The 22424-nt window shown below is 59.4% G+C and carries 26 protein-coding genes and 1 tRNA gene; 11 read left to right on the top strand and 16 right to left on the bottom strand.

What is annotated here, in order from left to right; all coding sequences use genetic code 11:
- Positions 1-11 precede the first annotated feature (11 nt).
- Both ACR0D8_RS06015 and ACR0D8_RS06010 read right to left on the bottom strand, forming a co-directional pair.
- A complete protein-coding gene (locus ACR0D8_RS06015; protein ID WP_480645225.1) occupies positions 12-1034 on the bottom strand; it encodes a phosphotransferase family protein in 1023 nt (340 codons plus the stop codon).
- Between the two features lie 22 nt (positions 1035-1056).
- Positions 1057-1875, bottom strand: a complete 819-nt coding sequence (locus ACR0D8_RS06010) for an SDR family NAD(P)-dependent oxidoreductase (RefSeq protein WP_480645224.1) — start codon at positions 1873-1875, stop codon at positions 1057-1059.
- 149 nt (positions 1876-2024) lie between these two features.
- Here ACR0D8_RS06010 and ACR0D8_RS06005 point away from each other — a divergent pair, with 149 nt between their 5' ends.
- The 3 genes from ACR0D8_RS06005 to ACR0D8_RS05995 all read left to right on the top strand — a co-directional run bounded on the left by ACR0D8_RS06005 (position 2025) and on the right by ACR0D8_RS05995 (position 4354).
- The gene (locus tag ACR0D8_RS06005; protein WP_480645223.1) at positions 2025-3026 is read left to right on the top strand and encodes an NADPH:quinone oxidoreductase family protein; all 1002 of its coding nucleotides are present in this window, start codon (positions 2025-2027) and stop codon (positions 3024-3026) included.
- Positions 3027-3152: 126 nt separating this feature from the next.
- Entirely contained in the window at positions 3153-3602 is a 450-nt protein-coding gene (gene aroQ, locus ACR0D8_RS06000) for a type II 3-dehydroquinate dehydratase (protein ID WP_480645222.1), read from the top strand.
- The gene (locus tag ACR0D8_RS05995) at positions 3599-4354 is read left to right on the top strand and encodes an autoinducer binding domain-containing protein (protein ID WP_475160658.1); all 756 of its coding nucleotides are present in this window, start codon (positions 3599-3601) and stop codon (positions 4352-4354) included. The genes aroQ and ACR0D8_RS05995 overlap by 4 nt, the downstream gene beginning before the upstream one ends.
- 376 nt (positions 4355-4730) lie before the next feature.
- On the opposite strand, the gene tsf is transcribed toward ACR0D8_RS05995, so the two are convergent.
- The 5 genes from tsf to ACR0D8_RS05970 form a co-directional block, all read right to left on the bottom strand.
- Positions 4731-5606 (bottom strand): translation elongation factor Ts, encoded by an 876-nt coding sequence (gene tsf / locus ACR0D8_RS05990; protein ID WP_475160656.1) that lies wholly within the window; start codon positions 5604-5606, stop codon positions 4731-4733.
- A gap of 77 nt (positions 5607-5683) precedes the next feature.
- Positions 5684-6469, bottom strand: coding sequence for a 30S ribosomal protein S2 (gene rpsB, locus ACR0D8_RS05985; protein WP_480645221.1), 786 nt, complete (start codon positions 6467-6469; stop codon positions 5684-5686).
- A gap of 168 nt (positions 6470-6637) precedes the next feature.
- Entirely contained in the window at positions 6638-7492 is an 855-nt protein-coding gene (olsA, locus tag ACR0D8_RS05980) for a lyso-ornithine lipid O-acyltransferase (protein ID WP_480645220.1), read from the bottom strand.
- The gene (gene olsB, locus ACR0D8_RS05975; RefSeq protein ID WP_480645218.1) at positions 7479-8234 is read right to left on the bottom strand and encodes an L-ornithine N(alpha)-acyltransferase; all 756 of its coding nucleotides are present in this window, start codon (positions 8232-8234) and stop codon (positions 7479-7481) included. The genes olsA and olsB overlap by 14 nt, the downstream gene beginning before the upstream one ends.
- Before the next feature lie 98 nt (positions 8235-8332).
- Positions 8333-8515 carry a DUF3553 domain-containing protein gene (locus tag ACR0D8_RS05970; RefSeq protein WP_475160646.1) on the bottom strand — a complete coding sequence of 61 codons (183 nt, stop codon included), beginning with the start codon at positions 8513-8515 and terminating at the stop codon, positions 8333-8335.
- Between the two features lie 42 nt (positions 8516-8557).
- Between ACR0D8_RS05970 and ACR0D8_RS05965 the strand changes: the two genes are divergently transcribed.
- Entirely contained in the window at positions 8558-9154 is a 597-nt protein-coding gene (locus tag ACR0D8_RS05965) for a histidine phosphotransferase family protein (protein ID WP_480645217.1), read from the top strand.
- Here the strand turns inward: ACR0D8_RS05965 and ACR0D8_RS05960 are convergent.
- The 9 genes from ACR0D8_RS05960 to ACR0D8_RS05920 form a co-directional block, all read right to left on the bottom strand.
- The gene (locus tag ACR0D8_RS05960; protein ID WP_480645215.1) at positions 9151-10413 is read right to left on the bottom strand and encodes a glutamate-5-semialdehyde dehydrogenase; all 1263 of its coding nucleotides are present in this window, start codon (positions 10411-10413) and stop codon (positions 9151-9153) included. The two genes, ACR0D8_RS05965 and ACR0D8_RS05960, sit on opposite strands and share 4 nt — an antisense overlap.
- 45 nt (positions 10414-10458) lie before the next feature.
- A complete protein-coding gene (gene proB / locus ACR0D8_RS05955; protein WP_480645214.1) occupies positions 10459-11565 on the bottom strand; it encodes a glutamate 5-kinase in 1107 nt (368 codons plus the stop codon).
- Positions 11553-12587, bottom strand: coding sequence for a GTPase ObgE (obgE, locus tag ACR0D8_RS05950; protein WP_480645212.1), 1035 nt, complete (start codon positions 12585-12587; stop codon positions 11553-11555). The genes proB and obgE overlap by 13 nt, the downstream gene beginning before the upstream one ends.
- 37 nt (positions 12588-12624) lie before the next feature.
- Positions 12625-13161 carry a GNAT family N-acetyltransferase gene (locus tag ACR0D8_RS05945; protein WP_475160634.1) on the bottom strand — a complete coding sequence of 179 codons (537 nt, stop codon included), beginning with the start codon at positions 13159-13161 and terminating at the stop codon, positions 12625-12627.
- Positions 13158-13766: a LysE family translocator gene (locus tag ACR0D8_RS05940; RefSeq protein WP_475160633.1), complete on the bottom strand. Its 609-nt coding sequence runs from the start codon at positions 13764-13766 to the stop codon at positions 13158-13160. Before ACR0D8_RS05940 ends, ACR0D8_RS05945 begins: the two co-directional genes overlap by 4 nt.
- Before the next feature lie 96 nt (positions 13767-13862).
- Positions 13863-14132: a 50S ribosomal protein L27 gene (gene rpmA, locus ACR0D8_RS05935; protein ID WP_010440093.1), complete on the bottom strand. Its 270-nt coding sequence runs from the start codon at positions 14130-14132 to the stop codon at positions 13863-13865.
- 11 nt (positions 14133-14143) lie between these two features.
- Positions 14144-14761 (bottom strand): 50S ribosomal protein L21, encoded by a 618-nt coding sequence (locus ACR0D8_RS05930; protein WP_480645210.1) that lies wholly within the window; start codon positions 14759-14761, stop codon positions 14144-14146.
- Positions 14762-14980: 219 nt separating this feature from the next.
- Positions 14981-15781: a DUF2059 domain-containing protein gene (locus ACR0D8_RS05925; RefSeq protein ID WP_480645209.1), complete on the bottom strand. Its 801-nt coding sequence runs from the start codon at positions 15779-15781 to the stop codon at positions 14981-14983.
- Complete coding sequence (locus ACR0D8_RS05920; protein WP_480645207.1) at positions 15781-16623, bottom strand: DUF2059 domain-containing protein; 843 nt, start codon at positions 16621-16623, stop codon at positions 15781-15783. Before ACR0D8_RS05920 ends, ACR0D8_RS05925 begins: the two co-directional genes overlap by 1 nt.
- 123 nt (positions 16624-16746) lie before the next feature.
- Here ACR0D8_RS05920 and ACR0D8_RS05915 point away from each other — a divergent pair.
- The 7 genes from ACR0D8_RS05915 to ACR0D8_RS05885 all read left to right on the top strand — a co-directional run bounded on the left by ACR0D8_RS05915 (position 16747) and on the right by ACR0D8_RS05885 (position 22420).
- Positions 16747-16836, top strand: a tRNA-Ser gene (locus ACR0D8_RS05915).
- Positions 16837-17057: 221 nt separating this feature from the next.
- Entirely contained in the window at positions 17058-17582 is a 525-nt protein-coding gene (locus ACR0D8_RS05910; RefSeq protein WP_480645206.1) for a hypothetical protein, read from the top strand.
- 225 nt (positions 17583-17807) lie between these two features.
- Positions 17808-18836, top strand: coding sequence for a zinc-binding dehydrogenase (locus ACR0D8_RS05905; RefSeq protein ID WP_480645204.1), 1029 nt, complete (start codon positions 17808-17810; stop codon positions 18834-18836).
- 75 nt (positions 18837-18911) lie between these two features.
- Positions 18912-19787 (top strand): branched-chain amino acid ABC transporter permease, encoded by an 876-nt coding sequence (locus ACR0D8_RS05900; RefSeq protein ID WP_480645202.1) that lies wholly within the window; start codon positions 18912-18914, stop codon positions 19785-19787.
- Between the two features lie 4 nt (positions 19788-19791).
- Positions 19792-20889 carry a branched-chain amino acid ABC transporter permease gene (locus ACR0D8_RS05895; RefSeq protein WP_480645201.1) on the top strand — a complete coding sequence of 366 codons (1098 nt, stop codon included), beginning with the start codon at positions 19792-19794 and terminating at the stop codon, positions 20887-20889.
- Entirely contained in the window at positions 20886-21650 is a 765-nt protein-coding gene (locus ACR0D8_RS05890; protein ID WP_475160621.1) for an ABC transporter ATP-binding protein, read from the top strand. The genes ACR0D8_RS05895 and ACR0D8_RS05890 overlap by 4 nt, the downstream gene beginning before the upstream one ends.
- Positions 21647-22420 carry an ABC transporter ATP-binding protein gene (locus ACR0D8_RS05885; protein WP_480645199.1) on the top strand — a complete coding sequence of 258 codons (774 nt, stop codon included), beginning with the start codon at positions 21647-21649 and terminating at the stop codon, positions 22418-22420. The genes ACR0D8_RS05890 and ACR0D8_RS05885 overlap by 4 nt, the downstream gene beginning before the upstream one ends.
- Positions 22421-22424: the final 4 nt, after the last annotated feature.

The raw sequence follows: 22424 nt of genomic DNA, 5'->3' as shown, positions 1-22424 counted from the left end.
TGGCCGCAACGCTATTTCAGTGCGGCCAGCCCGTGCTGCGCGAACATCGGGACGTAGGCGCCGAAAATCTGCGCGCGTTTCGGGTCTGACGCGTTTCCGTCCAGGGCCCGTTTGTATACGCCCTGCAAAATTCCTGCCATGCGGAAGAAATTGAAGGCCAGATAGAACCCGAAATTGTCTATCCCGGGCAGTCCGCGCCGCAGGCAATATTGTTCGATAAATGCCTGATCCGAAGGCAGCTCAAGTGAGGCGCGGTCGATCCCGGCCAGGCCCCGCCCCTCTTTCCCCTGTGGCATCTGCCATTGCATGATGACGGCGGCCAGATCGGCATAGGGGTGCCCGATCGTCGACAGCTCCCAGTCCAGTACGCCCAGACAGCGGGTGCCGCCCTCCTCAAACATCAAATTGTCGATGCGGTAATCGCCGTGTACCAGGGTCCGCTGCCCGTCATCGGCCGGAACCGAGCTTTCAAGGGCGGAAATAAGCGCGTCCATCTCGGCGATCTGCGTTGTTTCCGACGCCCGGTATTGTTTGGTCCATCGCGCGATCTGGCGCTCAAAGTAATTGCCGGGCGGCCCGTAGTCGGACAACCCCACCGCGTCGATATCCACCTGATGCAACTCGGCCAGAACCCGGTTCATCTCATCAAGGATTGCGGCCCGGGTGTCGTTGCTTTCGCCTTTCATGACCGGCTCAAGGAAAGTGCGCCCGTTCAGTCGCTCCATGACATAGAAATCGGACCCGATGACATCCGCATCTTCGCACAGCAGATACATCTCCGGCACCGGCACGTTGCTGCCGGCAAGTGCGGTCTGAACCCGGAACTCCCGATCCACCGCATGCGCCGATTTTAACAGGGTGCCCGGTGGCTTTCGGCGCAGGACATAGGATTTTTCAGGCGTGCGCAGTTCGTAGGTCGGGTTCGACTGCCCAACCGCGAATTTCGTCGCCTCCAGCGGCCCGCGATATCCCGGAAGATGGGCGCTGAGGTAGTTATCAACTGCAGTCAGGTCCAGATTTGAGCTGTCGGACATTGGGCTCCTCCGCGTGATGCTGTCAAAACGCTTCGGCAAAGATGTTTCCGGCCGTCACGACGTTGATGCCGCCGGATACCGGGATCACCGCACCGGTGACATAGCTGCCGCCGCGACCGCACAGGAACAGCATACATCCCGCGATATCTTCATCACAGCCGACGCGTCCCAGAGGCACGGACTTTCCGACCTTTTCGCGGGTGGTCTCATCCGCAGTGGCAAATGCCGTCATGCGCGACACGAACGGTCCGGGCGCCAGGGCATTTACCGTGACGTGGTAGGGCGAAAACTCTTTTGCCATGATCTTGGTCAGGTGCAGCACCGCCGCTTTCGAGGCGGAATAGCTGTAAGCGCCGTCGCCCATCGGCACCTCGCCCATGACCGAGCCGACATTGACCACGCGGGCCGGGTCGTCGGGTGATCCGGAGCTCATCAGCATGGGCAGCAGCTTTTGCGTCAGGTCGAAGATACCGGCGACATTGACGGACATGACCTTGTCCCAGGCTTCGTAGGGAAACTGCCCCATCGGCGCGCCCCAGGATACGCCGGCATTGTTCATAAGGATATCCAGCCGATCCGTGCGGTTCCTGACCTCGGCCGCCAGCGACTCAATTCCCGCCTGCGTTCCGACATCCCCTGCGAAGCCCTCTGCCGTTCCTGACGCGTCGAGCGCGTTTAGCTCCGCCGCCACCGCCTCGCACGCGTCGCCCTTCCGGGAAGCGATCAGAACCCGAGCGCCCGCCCGGACCAATGCCTCGGCAGCCATGCGACCGATGCCCGTGGCGCCGCCGGTGACAAGCGCCGTTTTGCCGTGCAGGGAGAATAGCGTTTCGGGGGTCATTGTTCTTGCTCCTCGGTGTGTTCCGGCGGTGCGGGCTGTCGGGGGTGATCCGCCTTGTGTCAGACGTTCCTTCCCGGCTGAATTCTTGACAACACCCGCTGCTGCGCCAAAGTTCCTCTGGACCGAATAACAAGGACAACAGGGCCAATATGCAAGCTTTACTCAGCGTCGCCCCGGGCGGGCCGGAAACTTTGGAACTGACCACCCTGCCCGCTCCCGTTCCGGGAAAGGGCGAACTGCTGGTTGGGGTCAAGGCAGCAGGTGTCAATTTCCCCGATACGTTGATGATACAGGACTTGTATCAGATCAAGCCGCCCCGCCCTTTTGCCCCCGGTGGAGAGATTGCGGGCGAGGTTCTGGCAACCGGCGAAGGCGTCACCGGATTTGAACCCGGCGACCGGGTGCTTGCGCTGACCGGGTCCGGCGGGTTCGCCACCCATCTGACAATAAAGGCGAATACCGCCGTCAGGTTCCCGGACTCGATGCCCTACGAAGATGCGGCCAGTTTCATTTTTACGTATGGCACCTCCCATCACGCCCTGAAGGACCGGGCCGCGATTCAGCCGGGTGAGACGCTGCTGATCCTTGGTGCGGCCGGAGGCGTCGGATCCGCGGCGATTGAGTTGGGCAAAGCCATGGGCGCGCGCGTGATCGCTGCTGTCTCCTCTGCGGACAAAGCGGAATTCTGCCGAGAGGTTGGCGCAGATGCCACCATCGTCTATCCGCGCGAGATGGACAGGGCCGCGCAAAAGTCTTTTTCGACAGAAATCAAATCCTTGGCGCGCGGTGAAGGCGTTGATGTGGTCTATGATGCGGTTGGCGGCGATTACGCGGAACCCGCGCTGCGCAGCATGGCCTGGAACGGGCGTTACCTTGTTGTCGGGTTTCCCGCAGGCATTCCGAAAATTCCCCTGAACCTGCCTTTGCTCAAAGGGTGTCAGGTCGTCGGTGTGTTCTGGGGTGCATCGGTGTTCCGTGACCCCAAGGGCCATGCTGAAAACGTCAGTGAGTTGTTCGGGTTATACGACAAGGGCCAAATCAGACCCCGCGTCAGCGCAACCTTTCCGCTAAGCCGCGCGGCCGAGGCGCTTGTGCAGCTTTCCGAACGCACGGCGGTCGGAAAAATCGTCGTGACAATGGATGAAAACTGACCCCGAAGGGCGGCCATTTGCCGATAAAAGTGTCACTGGCCGGGGCCACGCATCTCACGTGTGTGCTGGCAGGTGGACATTGCCACCAATTCACGTTTATCAACCTGTTATGGGGACAGTGAAATAATGCACAAAGCTCTGATTTTGAACGGCCCGAACCTCAACCTGTTGGGCACCCGGCAACCTGAGGTTTACGGCGACACCACATTGAAGATGGTCGAGGATTTGTGCCGGACCCATGGGAATTCCATCGGGCTGGAAGTGACGCATTTTCAATCGAACCATGAGGGCGCGCTGATCGATGCGATTCACGCCGCAAAAGGGGTTCAGGACGGTGTCGTTCTGAATGCGGGCGCGTACACGCACACCTCCATCGCGCTTATGGACGCGATCGCCTCGGTTGACCTGCCGGTTATCGAAGTTCACCTGTCCAACATCCACGCGCGTGAAACGTTCCGGCACAGGTCGTATATCTCGCAGGTCGCTATAGGTCTGATCTGCGGTTTCGGCGCACAGGGATATGTTCTGGCCCTTGATGCCCTGGCTGCGCACCTGAAAGGCGGAGGCGCTGCATGAAGCTGAGCGAATACCTTCATTTTCTCAGTTATGCAAAGACTCTGGAAGAGCTTTGGGACGCACATTGCCGCCAGATGGCCGAATACGGGTTTGACCGTCTGCTTTATGGATATACGCAATACCGAACGGAAACCTCGCTGGGTGATCCCGAAGATTTCGTGATTCTGACGAACCACGGCAAGGAATACCTGGACGGGTTTTTGAGCGGTGGACTTTATTTCCATGCTCCGATGCTGAAATGGGCGCTGCACAACGAAGGCGCGGCAAGCTGGCGAATGACGCAGGAGATGATGAACGACGACACCCTGTCGGCGCAGGAGCGCGCGGTGATCGAGTTCAACAAATCCAAGGGTGTCGTTTCCGGGTATACGGTCAGTTTCAACTCCGTCTCGATGCGGTCCAAGGGCGCGATATCACTCTCTGCCCGGGACAGGCGCAGCCAGGACGAAGTGGACGCGATCTGGGACGAGCATGGCGACGACATTCTGCTGATGAATAATGTCGCCCATCTGAAGATTCTGACCCTGCCCTATAACGCGCCGAACCGCGCCCTGACCAAGCGTCAGCGCGAAGCCTTGCAATGGGTCGGCGACGGCAAGACCACCCAGGACATCGCGCTTTTGATGGGGCTGACATCGGCAACCGTGGAAAAGCATCTGAGGCTCGCGCGCGAGGCGCTTTCGGTTGAGACCACGGCGCAGGCTGTGCTCAAGGCGTCGCTGCAAAATCAGATGTTCATCATGGAGGCCTGAGGGCTGAATCTGACGCCAAATTGCGTCAATTTACCTTAGGTAAGGAAAACATGACTTTCCAAATCTGGGGTCTGGTTGCAAAGTGATATTGTTCCGTGAGTGGTGGCTTTAGCCAGGGAACATTTGGTCGGATCTTTGTAATAACAAAGCTCTCCGGTCGCTCTGACACAGGGGCGTCTATTCGTCCACGTACCTATGTCGGAATTTTTGGGGGGCCTCGACCATCCCCATCATGCGGGGCCCCTCAATTCAAATCCGGAAGACTTGCGGGCGCTTTGGCGCCTTTTTTTGATTCCGCAAAAGAAAAGACCGGCTGCGCATCGCGCAACCGGTCCTTGTCGAAACGCCCGAACCGGTACGGTCCGGGCAAATCTGTTTAGCCCTGAGCGGCCTTGGCCACTTCGGCGGCGAAGTCTTCTTTTTCGACGACGATGCCTTCGCCAACTTCCAGGCGGACGAAACCGGTGATGGTTGCGCCTGCTTCCTTGGCTGCTGCTTCGACGGTCAGGTCAGGGTTCACAACGAACTGCTGGTTCAACAGAGTCGATTCCGCGACGAATTTCTTCATGCGGCCCACGATCATCTTCTCGATCACCTGCTCCGGCTTGCCGGATTCGCGGGCGATGTCCATCTGAACCTGCTTTTCCTTCTCGACTACGGCCGGGTCCATGTCCGCTTCGGACAGAGCTGCCGGGTTCACAGCTGCGATATGCATCGCAATCTGCTTGCCGATCGCTTCGTCACCGCCGGACAGAGCAACCAGAACGCCGATTTTGCCCATGCCGTTGGTGGCCGCGTTGTGGACGTAGGACACAACAATATCACCCGACAGTTTAGCCATACGGCGCACCGACATGTTTTCGCCGATGGTGGCGATCTTGTCGGTCAGGGTGTCGGCAACGGACTTGCCGCCCAGATCAGCAGCCAGCAGGGCCTCGACGTTGTCGACGCCTTCAGCAGCGTAGGCGATCTTGCCGACCATTTCCTGGAACTCAGCGTTCTTCGCGACAAAGTCGGTTTCCGAGTTCACTTCGACAGCAACACCGTTGCCACCGTCAACGTGCACGGCAACCAGACCTTCTGCTGCGGTACGGCCCGATTTCTTGGCCGCTTTGGCCAGACCTTTGGTGCGCAGCCAGTCAACGGCCTCGTCCATGTTGCCGCCGGTTTCGGTCAGCGCTTTTTTCGCGTCCATCATGCCTGCGCCAGTCGAGTCGCGCAGTTCTTTAACCATTGCTGCTGTGATTGCCATCTTTCGGCTCTCCTCAATTCAAACGGAATTGGGGCAGGTCATACCCTGCCCCATATGTCATTTTGGTGACGGGCAGCTTACGCTTCGGCAGGTGCTTCTGCTTCTGCTTCTTCTGCAACGGCTTCTTCTGCCGGCGCCTCTTCGAATTCGCCCAGATCAACGCCTGCGGCGCCCAGCTGTGCGGTCATGCCGTCCAGCGCGGCACGTGCGGCCAGATCGCAGTACAGCGCGATTGCGCGGGCTGCGTCGTCGTTGCCGGGGATGATGTAGTCAACGCCGTCGGGCGAGCAGTTGGTGTCGACAACAGCCACAACCGGGATACCCAGCTTGTTGGCTTCGGCGATGGCCAGTGCTTCTTTTTTGACGTCGATGACGAACAGCAGATCCGGAACGCCGCCCATCTCGCGGATACCGCCCAGCGAAGCCTGCAGCTTGGCCTGGTCACGCTCCATGCCCAGACGCTCTTTCTTGGTCAGGCCCTCGGCGCCCGATTCCATGGCTTCGTCGATCTGGTTCAGACGGTTGATCGACTGGGAAACGGTTTTCCAGTTGGTCAGCGTGCCGCCCAGCCAGCGGTGGTTCATGTAGTATTGAGCCGACTTTTCAGCGGCTTCCGCGATCGGGCCAGCGGCCTGACGCTTGGTACCAACGAACAGAACGCGGCCACCTTTTGCAACGGTGTCACGAACGGCCTGCAGAGCCTGATCCAGCATCGGAACGGTCTGGGTCAGGTCCATGATGTGGATGCCATTGCGCGAGCCGTAGATGAACGGGCCCATGCGGGGATTCCAACGCTGTGTCTGGTGACCAAAGTGAACGCCAGCTTCCAGCAGCTGACGCATGGTGAACTCGGGAAGAGCCATGCTATGTTTTCCTTTTCCGGTTTACGCCTGGGCGGGGGTGAAAGAAGCGGATGCTCCAACCGGCGGTCTTGATGAGGATGTCTCCCTCAAAAAGGCCAAACCCCGCCTGCGGGTTTGAATGGCGCGCGTATACGGCAGGTTTTATGGCAGCGCAAGGGCCTTTCGACCCTATTTTTCAAGCCGCGCCAGCGAATGCGCGTGACGCACGGCCTGCTCGCAATGAACCGCCAGTTCCTTGCGGTTGGCAAAGTCGCTGACCTTTGCCGGAGCGTGATAGATCAACTCGACCACGCCCTGCCTGCGCGCGCCCAGCGTCTTCAGCAAATGCGGCCCGAACTCCATATCGCCCCACCAGCCATAGAACCTGTCTGGTTGCCCCTTCGGGGCATGGAAGATCACCGAGACGGGCTGCACACACATGAACTCCCGCAGTTCGTCAGTGAAGAATGCGGCGAAAAGCGTTGTTTTGAATGGCAAAACACGCAAATTGTCCGTCGAGGTCCCTTCCGGAAAAAACAACAGTTTGTGACCCGCAGACAAGCGTTCTTCGAACAGTTTTGTCTGTTCGCGCGCCTTTTTTCGGTCTCTCTCGATAAACACGGTCCCGGTTGCACGGGCCAGCCATCCGATCCCGGGCCATTTTGCGACCTCGGCCTTGGACACGAAATAAACCCGTTTGCGGGCGTTCAGCGCGAAAATGTCCAGCCAGGACGAATGGTTTGCCACCACCGCGCCGTGTTGCTTCATCAATTCGCCCGAGGACCGAAACCCGATCCCCAGAATGCGAAAGGCGTTTCGGCAGACGAATTGCGTGATGAACGGAGTGATCGGGCGGCGCACACCATACAGCGGACGCTCAATCAGGCGAACAACCAACAGAACGATCAGGCCGCCGAACACCAGAACTGCCAGTGGAAAGCCGCGCAGAGCCACCAGCAGCCAGCCAATAAGGCCCAGCTCAACCGGATCAGGCGCGTCTTCGCTGTACCAGGAAGGATCGTTCACCTGTTCAGGCTCCGCCATAGATGCGCCGTTGGCGGTCGTTCATGCGGGCCGTGTCGAGGATCAGGCACACATCAGTTGTGTTGAACGCGTGGTCGATAAAGGCCCCCTCGCCCACGAATCCGCCCAGCCGCAGATAGGCCTTGATCAGCGCGGGCACCTGCACCATCGCCGCGCGACGGTCCAGATTCTCGGGCGCGACCATATCCATTGGTTCGAACACATCCGGCTGCGCGCGAACCCGCAGGTCCGGCGGGGCCAGGTGGTTGTGGTGCAGCATCGACAAGGGTTGCGCCAGTTCACGCACATCCGTTCCGTGAAAGCTTGCCACTCCGAACAGCACTTCGATTCCGCGTTCGTTGACATAGCCCGCCAGACCGTTCCAAAGGTGGTACATTGCCGTGCCACCCCTGTAATCGGGATGCAGGCAGGATCGGCCCAGTTCCAGCAGCTTGCGACCGCCTTGCTTGAGCACGGTCAGATCGTATTCGTCCTCGGAATAAAACTGGCCCAGTTCCGCCGCACGTTCGCCCGGTAACAGCCTGTAAACGCCCACAACTTCGTGGGTCAGGTCGTCGATGGCCAGCATGTGATCAAAGTACGGATCGAACTGGTCCAGTTCCAGCCCGGCCTCATGATCCACCATCTCTCCACCGCCGCCCAGTTCGCGCACGAAAACATCATATCGCAGACGATGGGCTGCGCGCAGTTCGGCCTCGGTTTCGGCAAGCTTGACGGTAAAGGAAGGGCCTGCGTCCGGCATGAATGGTTCCGTTCTTGTTTGCGCGCTGATACCGCAGTTTCCGGGGGGATGGCAACAAGTGCAGATATGCGAAACCGTTAACCTTTCCTAAACCAGTTTCACGGATCAAAGACGGGCATCAGGGTGATGCGTGTTCCGTCAATCACCACTTTCCCCTGCTCGCGAAAGTTCACGGTGATCTTGCCTGCGATGTTGGACTGTACCTGTCCGACACCCCATTCGGGAAAATCGGGGTGGCGGACAAACATGCCCGGTGCAAGAATAGCATTGAGGTCTGTCATCCAAGGGCTCCGGTCCGGCGGCAGATGCAGCAGGAGGTACGCATGAGCGACACCACAGTCAACCTGGCCGAGTTGATCGGCTCGCGGATCTGTCACGATCTGATCAGCCCCATTGGCGCGATCACCAATGGTCTGGAACTGCTTGAGATGGTTGGCTCGGTCCAGGGCCCCGAGATGGAGCTGATTTCGGGCAGCGTCGGCAGCGCCGGGGCGCGGATACGGTTTTTTCGCGTCGCTTTCGGATCGGCCAGCGATCAGCCGCTCGGGCGCGCCGAGGTCGCCGAACTGCTGAAGGATGTGGAACGCGCGGGCCGCGTGCGCGTCAACTGGAACCTGACCGGGGCAGTGCCGCGCAATCAGGTCAAGCTGGCGTTTCTGGCAATGATGTGCTGCGAAAGCGCGATGCCGTTTGGCGGTGAGGTCACGATTGAAAACTCGGGCCCGGACTGGACAGTTACCGGGTCTGCGGACAAGCTGAACTTGGACAGCGACCTTTGGAAGAACCTGCCTTCGGGTCGGTTTGCCAATGCTGTAAAACCCGCACAGGTGCAGTTCGCCCTGTTGCAGCAGGCGGCTGCGTCGATGGGGCGGCGGGTTGCGGCGGAAACCACCGCCACCCGCGTTTTGATCCGGTTTTAGGCCCGGGTCGTTCCATTCCCGCGTACAAGGTACTTGAAGCTTGTCAGTTGCGCCGCGCCGACCGGTCCGCGCGCGTGCATCTTGCCGGTCGCAATTCCGATCTCGGCGCCCATCCCGAACTCTCCGCCATCGGCGAACTGGGTCGAGGCGTTGTGCATCAGGATTGCACTGTCGAGCCGTTCAAAGAACCGGCTGGCGGCATTCGCATCCTCGGTCATGATGCAGTCCGTGTGGTTTGATCCGAACCGGCGAATATGTGCGATGGCGTCGTCAATATCGGTGACCGGTCTGGCCGCGATGATGCTGTCGAGGAATTCCTTGCCCCAGTCATCGGGTGTCGCTGCCACCGTGCCGTCAACGGCCAGCGCGCCCTCGGCATGAACCTCGACACCTGCGGCCAGCAGGGCCGCGACAACGTCCTGCCCTAGTGTCTCGGCCACATCCTGATGGACCAGCAGGCATTCCGCGGCGCCGCAAATTCCGGTGCGGCGCGTCTTGGCATTCAGAACGACATCCAGGGTTTTCTGCGGGTCGGCGTCTTTGTCGATATAGATGTGCACAATGCCTTCGAGGTGGGCAAAGACCGGAACGCGGGCTTCGCGCTGCACCAGCCCGACCAGCCCCTTGCCGCCGCGCGGAACGATGACGTCGACATAGTCGGTCATGGTCAGCAGTTCCTGCACTGCTGCACGGTCGCGGGTGGGGATCAGCTGGATGGCATCTTCGGGCAGGTTCGCAGCCTTCAGCCCTTCGACCAGACAGGCGTGAATGGCGGTTGAAGAGTGGAAGCTTTCAGAACCGCCGCGCAGGATCACCGCGTTGCCGGATTTCAGGCACAGCGCGCCGGCATCCGCTGTGACGTTCGGGCGGCTTTCATAGATCACACCGATCACACCCAGCGGCGTGCGCACGCGCTGGATGTTGAGGCCCGAGGCCATGTCCCATTCCGTCAGAATCTCTCCCACCGGGTCGGCCTGATCCGCAACGGTACGCAAACCGTCGACCATCCCCTGAACACGAGACTCGTCCAGCATCAGGCGGTCCATCATCGCCGGACTCAGGCCCTTTTCGCGGCCGAATTCCAGATCCTTCTGGTTGGCTTCGATGATTTTAACCCGGTTCGCCCAGACCGCATCTGCCGCAGCGATCAGAGCGGCGTGCTTGCGCTCGGCGCTGGCAAAGGCCAGATCGGCCGAGGCCGCCTTGGCGCGCTTTCCAAGATCGGCCATCAATGTGGGAATACTGTCGAAATCCTTCATCTCATGTGCCTTTCAGTCGGTCTTTTCAGTTCTAACATTGCGCTGCTACAGCGCCAAATCGTCCCGGTGGATCAGCACCGCCCGTCCCGGGTATCCCAGCGTCGCCTCAATTTCGGATGATTTGCGCCCTTTGATCGCGTCCGCCTCTTGCGCGGTATAACGGCTGAGCCCCTGCGCCAGACGGCGCGCGCTTGGGTCCAGGATCGCGACAGGGTCGCCGCGCCCGAAATCACCGGTCACCTCGACAATACCGGCGGGCAACAGGCTTTTGCCGTTGCCAAGCGCCTGCGCTGCGCCTTCGTCGACGACAATTTCACCACGCGGTTTCATTGCAGAGATCCAACGTTTGCGGGCGGCATGCGGGTCCAGCGTGGCCGTGAACCACGTACTGTTCGCGCCGTTTTCCAGGGATTTCAATGGGTTCAGGGGTGATCCTTCGGTGATCGCCATGTCGCACCCGGCAGCAGTGGCCATCTTGGCCGCCAGCAACTTGGTCTTCATTCCGCCTTTGGAAAGGCCCGACCCGGCATCGCCGGCCATTTCTTCGATCTCGGGGGTGATTTCTCTGATCACGTCATAGCGGGTGGCGGCGGGGTCTTCGGTTGGATTGCCTGTGTAAAACCCATCCACATCCGACAGCAAAATCAACTGATCCGCGCCAACGGTGACGGCAATCTGGGCCGCCAGCCGGTCGTTGTCGCCATATCGGATTTCGTCCGTCGCGACGGTATCGTTTTCATTGACAATCGGAACGACGCCCAGCCCCAGCAAAGTCTCCAGCGTCGCCCGCGAATTCAGATAACGGCGGCGATCGGCGCTGTCTTCCAGGGTGACAAGAACCTGTGCCGTGGTGATCCCGTGTGGTGTCAACGCCTGCTCATACGCACGCGCCAGACGGATCTGACCCACGGCTGCCGCCGCCTGCGACTGTTCCAGCGGCAATGTCGCCATCGGCAGGCCCAACACACCGCGCCCCAGCGCGATGGACCCTGACGAGACCAGAATAACATCCGTCCCCTGCTCCTTGAGCCACGCCACATCCTGCGCCAGTGAAATCAGCCAGTCGGACCGCAGCAAACCGGTATTTCGGTCCACCAGCAAGGCAGATCCGATTTTGACAACCAGTCGTTTCGCCGAGGTCAGGGTTGCCAAGTCTTGGTCTCCTCGGCGGGCTTTTGCCGCAGACGGTCGTGGTCGATTTGTGCCCGCAACGCCCGCAGCACCTCGGTCACGCCCAGATGCGCCACACCGGACATTGTCATAATAGGGCCGCCCACGGCCTCTTCCAGTTCGGCCCTGGTCGCGGCCAGTTCTTCCTGGTCCAGCGCATCGACCTTGTTCAAAACGGTGATGCGCGGTTTTTCCGCCAGTGCGCCGCCATAGGCTTCCAATTCGTGAATAATGGTCCGGTAGTCTTCGGCAACGGTTTCCGAGGTCCCGTCGACCAAATGCAGCAGCACCGCGCAGCGTTCGACATGGCCAAGAAACCGGTCGCCGATGCCCCGCCCCTCATGCGCGCCTTCGATCAGGCCGGGGATGTCGGCCACCACGAATTCCACGTTGTCGACACCCACAACGCCCAGATTGGGATGCAGGGTCGTGAACGGGTAATCGGCAATCTTGGGACGCGCGTTCGATGTCGCCGCCAGAAAGGTCGATTTGCCCGCGTTGGGCATACCCAGCAGCCCCACATCTGCAATCAGCTTCAGCCGCAGCCAGATTGTGCGGTCGATCCCCGCCTGCCCCGGATTGGCGCGCCGCGGGGCCTGATTGGTGGCCGATTTGAAGTGCAGGTTGCCGAAGCCGCCATTGCCGCCCTTGGCCAGCAGGACCCGCTGGCCAACCTCGGTCAGATCGCAGATGACGGTTTCTTCGTCTTCATCCAGAATCTCGGTGCCCACGGGCACGCGCAAGATGATGTCATCCCCATCCTTACCGGTGCGTTGCTGGCCGCGGCCGGGTTGACCGTTCTTGGCAAAGAAATGCTGCTGATAGCGAAAGTCGATCAGGGTGTTCAGCCCATCCACAACCTCGGCCCAGACAGACCCGCCCTTGCCGCCGTCGCCGCCATCGGGACCGCCATATTCGATGTATTTTTCGCGTCGGAAGCTGACGCACCCGCTACCACCGGCCCCGGACCGGATGTAGACCTTTGCAAGATCGAGAAATTTCATGACTGTCCCCTACTGCAAAGGCCCCATCGGCCACAAGTCAGAGTTTTTTGCTGTATGTCCAGGTGGGCACGTTCGCATCGCGCGCCACCGAATAGCTTTCGGCATCGCCAAGATACTGGAACCCGCAATGGGTCAGCACCCGGGCCGAGGCCGGATTGTCCTGAAACACGCTGGCGAACATGGTCGCGTTCTCCAGCGGGTTGGCGTTAACCAGCGCTTCGACCGCCATCGACGCGATGCCGGTGTTCCAATAGATCGGCGCGACCCAATAGCCGACCTCGGACTGGTTGCGATCCAGCCGCTTCAGTGAAATCAGGCCGATCAGTTCCGGCCCGCCGTCTTTGGTCGCATCCATCGCCCAGACGTCTTCGTCCCGGTCGTCTGACATGGAACGGACCACAAAGGCCTCGGTTGAACCCGGCACCAGCGGATGCGCGATGCTGGTCGTCATCCGCGCCACACGTTCATCACCTGCATAATGTTCAATGAGACCCATATCCGACCGGCGCAGGGGGCGCAGATCGAACCGCTCGGTTTCAATGACCGGCTGGTTTATTATCGTCTCAAGTTTCATGAGTGCGTTCCTCCTCCGAACAACACGAAAATTACGGACGCAACAGTCAAACTCGCTAGCATCCACATCAGATATTTTTCCACGGGCTGTCCTTCAACCGCGTGCGCAATTCTATCGCCTGCAAATGTCCAGATCGGGTGCAGGATCAACTGACACAACAACAGGCAGAGCGCGATCGTCAGCGTCGCCGTGAAACTGGGTGTTCCCGCGGCCACAAACCCGGTGAACCCGGCGATTATCATGGCCCATGCCTTTGGGTTCAGCGGATGCACGATCAATCCGGACCAGAATCCCGGAACCCGATCAGAGCCGCTGCTGCGCGACAGCCGCAGGTTGGCGATTTTCCACGCAAGCCAGCAGACATAGGCGGCAGAGGCGTATTTCAGAACGGAAAATACCGCAGGCGCCTGATCCGCCAATTGCATCAGGCCAAATCCGACAGGCCAGATTATCAGCTGTTTACCCAGTATGACACCGCCCACAAACGGCAGTGCCGCCCGAAAACCAAACCGCGCACCGGTGCCCAGCAGGACCATATTGGCCGGTCCCGGCGTGCCGACCTGAGAGGCGGCAAAGATCAGGAAGCTGGTGGTTGCAACCGTCATTGGGGCTTGGCTTCACAATTGCGTTAAAACGAGAAAGGGGACCGGCACTTTGTGCCGGCCCCCCATGAATTTTTCTTAAACCTTCTGGGTTTCGGCTTACTCTGCGGCCTCCGCCACTGGCAGGACCGAAATGAAGGTGCGGTTTTTCAGTCCCTTGTGGAACTTCACGGCGCCATCGACAGTTGCAAAGATTGTGTGGTCTTTGCCCATGCCTACGCCTTCGCCCGGCCAGAACTTGGTGCCGCGCTGACGTACGATGATGTTGCCTGCGATGGCTGCCTGGCCACCATACAGTTTCACGCCAAGGCGGCGACCCGCTGAGTCGCGACCGTTACGGGAGGAACCGCCAGCTTTCTTATGTGCCATTCTCTCTCTCCTTAGCCCTGAGCCAGCTCTTTAGCTTGCTCAACCCATTCGGGTTTCACTTTGATCGTGTCGATAGCAGCAATCTGCTCGTCCGACAAGGCGGCCAGAGCGGCAAAGCTCTCGATACCGGCCTCGTTCAGCTTCTTGGCAGCGGCGGGGCCGACACCGTTCAGCTTGGTCAGATCGTCAGCGGCAGTCGCAGCGGCGGGTGCCTCTGCCTTGGCTTCAGCTTTCTTGGCAGGCTTTTTCGCCGCCGGAGCAGCTTCGCCAGCCGGAGCCGAACCGGTTGCAGCTTTGATGCCAGACTTGTCAGCGCCCGACGACAGGATGTCGGTGATCTTGACCAGAGTCAGCTTCTGACGGTGGCCAACGGTACGCTTCGAGCTGTGCTTACGACGGCGCTTGACGAACTTGATGACCTTGTCACCTTTGACCTGTTCGATCACTTCGGCCTGTACGCCTGCGCCTTCAACGAAAGGTGCACCAACAACCGGAGCGTCGCCGCCCAGCATCAGAACATCGTTGAATTGAACTTTTTCACCTGCGTCGGCAGCCAGCTTTTCAACGCGGAGGATATCACCCGCCTGAACCTTGTACTGCTTGCCGCCAGTCTTGAGGACCGCAAACATGCGTCTTTCCTTTTCTAACCCGCGTTCTGTGGTCCCCTTCCGGGTGTTTTGGCCCCAAGAAACTTGAAAGCCACCTCGAACAGCGCGCCCTTTTCGGGCTGTGTGACGACCCGCGAGACTTGCCGGGCGGGTCAATAATAACGATACCCGGCGCGGAAGAACCGGCCGGGATGCGCGCTTATCCATAGATTAAGCCGGAAAGTCAACACGAAATGATGACTATAGATCCGATCCTTTCAACACCTGCGAAACCGCCTGTCCCAGTTTGAAATAGATCTCGCCATACATCCGATCAAAAATCTCAAAAAGGGCCTCGTTGACCGCCTTGCCCGTCTCGGTGCGGGAAAACGCGATATTCTCGCGCATCTGGGTGTCGTTCAGGGGCTGATAGGCCAGCAGCAGAAAGGAATACAACCAGGTTTTTGTTTCAGCTGTCACGCTGTCTTTTTGCGCCAGAAGCCCGGCCAACAGCTGTGCATCGTCGCTCGGGGTGTCGTCGTTCAGCCCGCGAAAAAAGCTGAAATCCGCGCTGAGCGAGCTTTGGACATTCTGCTCGATTAGATCATTGACCTGAATGTATTCTTCGACAAGCCGGAACAGTTCGGTGTTCTGATCGCCCTGTCGGTAGGCGTCGCGGGCCATCTCCTCGATCGTCTCATCGGCAAAGGCTTTTCGGGCGGAGTTTTCCAGCGAAACGATGGTTTGGCCAAGATCGCTTTCGAAAAACAGAATGGCGCGTTCAAGCTGGCTGTCGGTCAGGTCCTCACTGAACACCTCGGTCACCTGATTGCGTATGGCGACCGGATCGTAAATCCGTTCAACCTGCGCCGCGAAGATGGGCCCGCCGGTGTTGTTGAGGATGTCTTCATCCATTTCTTGCCCCTGCGTTCTGCCTTCTTCGCGCAGGATGGCAATGACCTGATCGAACTGCATGGCCTGTATCAGGCGCTCGACCCTTTCTTCGGCTTGCAAGGGCAAGGCCCATAGGATCAGGGCAGCGACAACAGCGATCCGGTGCATTAAATATCCTGTGCCGGGTGCAGATCCGCCATCCGGGCCGCCAGTATTTCGAACTTCATCGCCATGATTTCATACTGAATGGCGTTCAGCAGTTCGTACACCTCCTGCATCAACGGCTGTTCCAGCGCTTCGGCATAGGCGACAACATCCGTGTCCGAAAAATCCTGATAGGTATAGGCCGCCCCGGCCAGCGCAGACAGTTGCAACGCCTGTCGCATGCCGGTTTCGTTCCGCCGCATCATCTGCCGCAACTCGTCACCGTTCAGTTGCAGATCAATCACGCCCGACGCACTTGCGGCCAGAAGAAACCGCAGCTGGATTTCCTGCAGCGCCCGCAAAGCCGTGCCGCTGGAGTCAATGGCGTTGTTCATCCGCTTGAGGCTTTCAACACGCAGTGAGCCCTGTTGAATCAGGTCGGACACGATTTTCTGTCCTTCCTGCTGTTTGGAATCCTCGTCCTCGATCATATGAGACGCGTTTTCCGCCTCGACCAACCGCTGTCCCAGGTCCGAGGCATAGAACTCCACCGCGTGGTTCAGCGCGTCATCGCTGAGGGTCTGTTCCAGGATCGACACAGCGGTTTCGTGCATGTCGGCGGTATCGAACACCTCTTCGGTCAGGCGTTTCCAGTCCGAGCCAAAGTCCTTTGCGTCGATTCCCAACATCTGAGGTGCCGAGGCCGAGGCAAGCGCGATGCTTTCCAGTGCGACGTCGAATCCGGTCGTTGTCAGAAACGCCTCGATCCGGTCGCGCCCGGCCGCTGCGGATGGCAGAGGCGCGGTAGACAGGACCAGCAACAACAGGGAAAAAGGCAGGACGAAACGGGATGCAAGATAAGTCATACCCAGAAGCCTAGGCGTTTTGGGCGGTCTGGCAATGGAAAATACCAGCGAAGTGAAATTCCGGAATTTTCTGCTTGCACCCCTGCCCGTTCCTGACTACATCCCCCCCTCACAGACCCCCGCGGAGAGGTGCCGGAGTGGTCGAACGGGGCGGTCTCGAAAACCGTTGTGGGTGCAAGCCCACCCAGGGTTCGAATCCCTGTCTCTCCGCCACAAACTTTCCAGTTTACTGCATGTTATCCGGCCTGTTTTGGCATGATCTGCCTCTATTGCCACCTCTCGCGCTGCACGGCGGCGTGATATTGCCATCTGTGTGCGATCGATAGGCGTAGGCTGGCTCAATCCCCCGTTTTGAAAAGAAATTCCGGGAATTCACCGTTGAATCCCGCTAGCCTGTTTCCATCTTGGCGACACATTTTCCAAAGGAGAGACACATGTCGCGTACTATCTTATTAGGTGTAGTCATAGCCGCCATTGGCGCTGGAATTTATTACTATCTGAATCAGTCCGACCCGACGCCGGCGGATCAATTGCAATCAGCGGCCCAGGATGCGGGCGATGCGGTTGGCGAGGCAGCCGAAACAGTGACCGAGCAGGCAAGCGAAGCCGCATCCTCGATCACCGAGCAGGCGACCGACGCTGCGTCGTCGATCACGGAACAGGCGACAGACGCGGCCGAGCAGGCCGGGGAAACCGCCACCGATCTGGCCAATCAGGCGGGCGAGGAAGTTGCCGCGCTGGCAAACCAGGGTCAGGATCTGATCAACTCGTGGATCGAAGACGGGGCGCTGACCGTACAGAACTTCGATTACGACACGATGGTGGCGTCGGTTCAGGAAAGCACCCTGGCCCAGGAAGTCAAGACGCAGGCGATTCAGATTCTGGATGACATCCAGGCATCGCCCGAGACCATCGCCACAAAGATACAGGAACTTCGTGACCTGTTGTCGGGGCAGTGACCCCCTTGGGGCGCCTGAGGTCCGGCGCCCCATTTTTGCCCACGCGCCTCATGGTTCCTGTTACGTAAAGGAGCTGTCAGATTGACGCGAATGGGGGCTTTTGATTGGCTGCCCCGGATACCAATGCACATATTCGCCCACACCTGATCCACCAGGCGTGGTATGTGTTTGCCATATCCCTGCGGCCGTCATCGGTCGCGGAAGCGCCCACAAGAAGGAGCCATCATGACCGCCCTGCCCTCAACAATGTTTGCCGTCCTTCAAACCCATGACGGGTATTCAGAAACGGCCACCGGACCCGTGATCGAAAACGCCGCCGACTGGCTGGCCGAGGCGGAGATCCCCGTGCCCGAACCCGGCCCCGGGCAGGTCCTGATCCGTCTCAGGGCGTCGTCGGTCAATCCGTCGGATATTCACTTTATCAAGGGCGAATACGGTCAGCCGCGCGTCAAGGGCAGCCCTGCGGGGTTCGAAGGCTGCGGCGATGTTGTCGCCACCGGTGCAGGCGCCGAAGCGCTGCAGGGCCAGCGCGTGGCCTTTGTGGCCGCCGGTTCAGGCGCATGGGCGGAATACGCCCTCACCCAGGCACAGATGTGCATCCCGTTGCGGCCCGAGATATCGGACGAGGACGGATCGGCCCAAATCGTCAATCCGATGACTGCGATGGCGATGGTCGATATTGCCCGCGAGGCCGGCGACGCATTTGTTGTCTCGGCCGCGACCAGCCAGTTGGGCAAGCTGATGTGCAGCCTCGGTCGCGACCTTGGCCTTAAACCCATCGCTCTGGTGCGCCGCGCTGATGCGGTTGACAACCTGAAAGCGCTGGGGGCGCACGAGGTTCTGGTCACCGGCGACCCGGAACTGGGTCAGAAATTTGCCGCCCTGAGCAAAGAACTTAAACCCCGTGTGTTTCTGGATGCCGTTGCCGATCAGGTGTCCGAACAAATTTTCTGTGCAATGCCAAATGGAGGTCGCTGGGTGTGCTACGGCAAACTCAGTGCCGAACTGCCGCGGCTGACGCAGATGGGCCAGCTGATCTTTATGAGCAAGCGGATTGAAGGGTTCTGGCTGACGCAATGGATGACTTCGACACCGCCTGCCGATCAGATGCGTGTTGTCGGAGAAGTGCAGGCGCGTTTTGCCGATGGGCGCTGGAAAACCGATGTCTCGGAACGGGTGGCGTTAAAGGACGTGGTGTCAAATCTGGCCGGTGCGCTGAAAAAGAGTGACGGAAAGGTGATTATCACGCCATAGTAGAACAAAGCCCCGGATCAGAAACCTGAACCGGGGTGCCAAGAACGCCGGGAAAACCGGTATCGGGAGGTGAATTTGGACAACGCGCAGCTGCTGATCAGCGGGCTGGCGAATGGCTGTGTCTACGGCCTGATCGCCCTTGGGTTTGTGTTGATTTACAAGGCAACCGAGGCGGTGAATTTCGCGCAGGGCGATTTCATGATGCTGGGGGCATTTGTCACTATCGGGCTTACGAATACCGAATATATGGGCCTGCCGTTCTGGCTGGCCCTGCCCATTTCCCTGGGCATCATGGCGGCGCTTGGCTATTTGCTGGATCGTCTGATCATCCGGCGGCTATTCGGCGAAAGTCAGACGGCCGTCGTCATCCTGACGATTGCGCTTGGTTTTGTGATCCGGTTCGCGGCCGGGCTGATCTGGGGGCATGAGCCGCAGACCCTGCAAAATCCGCTGGCCGGGAAAGAGGTTCGGTTCGGCGGGCTGGTGCTGGGGTTAGAGGATGTGGCGGTCATCATCGTCACCATACTGCTGACCTGGGGCCTCTATGTCTTTTTCAGCCGGACAAAGCTGGGACTGGCGATGCAGGGCGCGTCGCAAAACCAGCTGGCGGCCTATTACATGGGCATCCCGGTGAAACGCGTACAAGGGTTCATCTGGGCTTTGGCCGGCGCTGTAGCAGGCATTGCAGGCATTCTGTTCGCCGCAAAAGGATCGGTGGACCCGACCACCGGACTGCTGGGCATCAAGGCCTTCGCGGCTGCTGTGATTGGTGGATTCGGCAGCCTGCCCGGCGCCTTGGCAGGAGGGCTGATCGTCGGCGTGATCGAACCGTTTGCCAGCCGCTACATCGCCGCCGGATACAGCCAGATCGCGCCTTATGCGCTGTTGCTGGCGGTGCTGATCTTCCGTCCCAACGGGCTGTTCAGTCAGGTTCGGGTCAAGAAGGTCTAGGCGCATGCGGATCGTTTTCAAAACCGACTATATGCAAGACATCCGCCCCTGGAAGGACACCTATCAACTCTGCCTGTATCTGCTCTTGCTGGCAGTGGTGGCGGTGGCCCCCTGGTGGCTGGACGACTTTTATCTGGGTGAACTGACGAACGTTCTGATCTGGGCCATTGCCGGGTTGGGTTTGATGGTGCTGACGGGGCATACCGGGCAGGTCAGCCTGGGCCATGCGGCGTTTCTGGCCTTTGGCTGCTATGCCAACGTCATCCTGATCGAAGCAGGCGTACCGTTTCTGGTCGCCTTTCCGTTGGCCGGCATCCTGACCGGGATTGCCGGGGTGACGGTCGCCATCCCTGCCCTGCGTCTGCACGGCATCTATCTGGCGATCTTCACCATGGCACTGTCCATCCTGATGGACGATGTCATCGTTCTGGCCGAACCGATCACCGGCGGCGTTGCCGGTAAGTATCTGGGCGGCGTTGAGATGTTCGGACACCTCGTTGATCGCTGGGCAACCCCGGATCAGTTCTACTGGCTGGTGCTGGGCGTCGCTGTGATCGTGACTCTGGGTTACATCAACCTTCTGCGCGCGCCGCTGGGGCGCAGTTTCATCGCGGTGCGCGATTCCGAGGTCTCGGCTCAGGCCATGGGGGTCGATATTGCCCGGACCAAGATGATCTCCTTCGCCATTTCCTGCGCCATCACCGGTTGGGCGGGCGCGCTGATGGGGATGTTTTCCGGTGCGTTCAACAACGAAACCTTCAGCGTCGTGATTTCAATTCAGTTGCTGATGATGATCGTGATTGGCGGTCTTGGCTCGATCCACGGCGCGTTTCTGGGCGCTGTCGTCATTGGCTTTCTGCCGCAGTTCCTGTCGATCTCAAAGGAATATGCCGGTGCGCTGTTCGGTGGCAATACGGTTGCGATACCGGGGCTGGAATTTGGCATATTCGGGATGATCCTGATTGCCTTCATCCTGTTCGAACCGATGGGCCTGTACGGCCGCTGGCTGAAAATCCGTACCTGGTTCGAACTGTTCCCGTTCTATCGCAAGGACATGTTCAAGCGCCAGAAATCATACCTCAAGACGGAGCGCCTGAGATGAGCCTGCTTGAGTTTGAAAACGTCACCCTGAAATTCGGCGGCCTGACCGCCGTAAACGATCTGTCGTTTCAGGTTGAAGAAGGCGAGGTTTTTGCCATCGTCGGGCCGAACGGTGCGGGCAAATCCACGGTGTTCAACCTGATCTCGCGCTTCTACGAACCCTTCGCCGGATCGATCCGGTATGACGGGCACGACCTGTTGCAGGTCAAGCCGTCGGGCGTCGCCGCGTATGGCGTGGCGCGGACATTTCAGAACATCGAACTTTTCGAACACGCCACCGTTTTGCAGAACCTTCTGGTCGGGCGGCACCGTCACCGGCGGACAAATATGCTGTCCGAGATTCTGTTTCTGCCGTCCGCGCGCCGGCAGGAGATCGAGAACCGCGAGAAGGTCGAGGAAATCATCGATTTCCTCGATCTGCAGGCGTTCCGCGACAAGATGATCTCGGGCCTGCCCTACGGCGTGCGCAAAGTGGTCGAGGTTGCGCGCGCACTGGCAACCGACCCCAAGCTTTTGCTGCTGGATGAGCCCGCCTCGGGCCTCTCGGTCGAGGAAACGACCGACATGCGCTGGTGGATCGACGATATTCGGCGGCAAATGGGAATAACGGTTTTGATGGTCGAACATGATATGGGGCTGGTTTCCGGCGTCTCTGACCGGGTGCTGGCGATGGCAGACGGCGCGAAACTGGCGCTTGGTACACCGGCGCAGGTACAGTCGCATCCGGCGGTGATTGAGGCATATCTGGGGAAAGCCTCATGAGCGAACCGATCCTGACCATCCGAAACGTCGAAAGCTTCTATGGCCCGATCATGGCGATCCGTGGCGTGTCGCTGGATGTGCGCCCGGGTCAAATCGTATCGATCCTGGGGGCGAATGGCGCGGGCAAGACCACGCTGATGAAAACCGTTTCCGGCGTGATGGACCCGGAAAAAGGCAAGATCACCTTTGACGGGGATGAAATTCAGGGGTCCGAACCGCATAAGGTCGTGCAAAAGGGCATCGTCCATGTGCCCGAGGGGCGCGAGGTTTTTCCATTGCTGACGGTTGATGAAAACCTCAGCCTCGGCGCATACACGCTGTCTGACAAAGGGCAGATCGACCACGACCGAGATCTGGTTTTTTCCTACTTTCCGATCCTCAAGGAACGTCGCGATCAGGAGGCCGGCACCCTGTCCGGCGGGCAGCAACAGATGCTGGCGATCGGGCGCGGCCTGATGGCCAACCCGAAAATCATGCTGTTGGACGAACCCTCGCTGGGTCTGTCACCGCTGCTGGTGCAAGAGATATTCGGCATCCTCAAACGCCTGAATGACGAACAGAACATGACCATGATGCTGGTGGAACAGAACGCCAACGCAGCGCTGGACCTGGCCCATCACGGCTATGTTATGGAGGTCGGGCGCATCGTCATGGATGGCGCGGCAGATGTGTTGATGCAGTCCGAGGATGTGCAGAATTTCTACCTTGGCGTGCAGGAGGAAGGCGCGCGTGAAAATCGCCGCTGGAAACGAAAGAAAACGTGGAGGTGACACA

The sequence above is a fragment of the Ruegeria sp. BG10 genome, from assembly GCF_056538575.1.
Note: the sequence above shows the minus strand (reverse complement) of the source record. Positions and strands in the feature narration are given on the sequence as shown.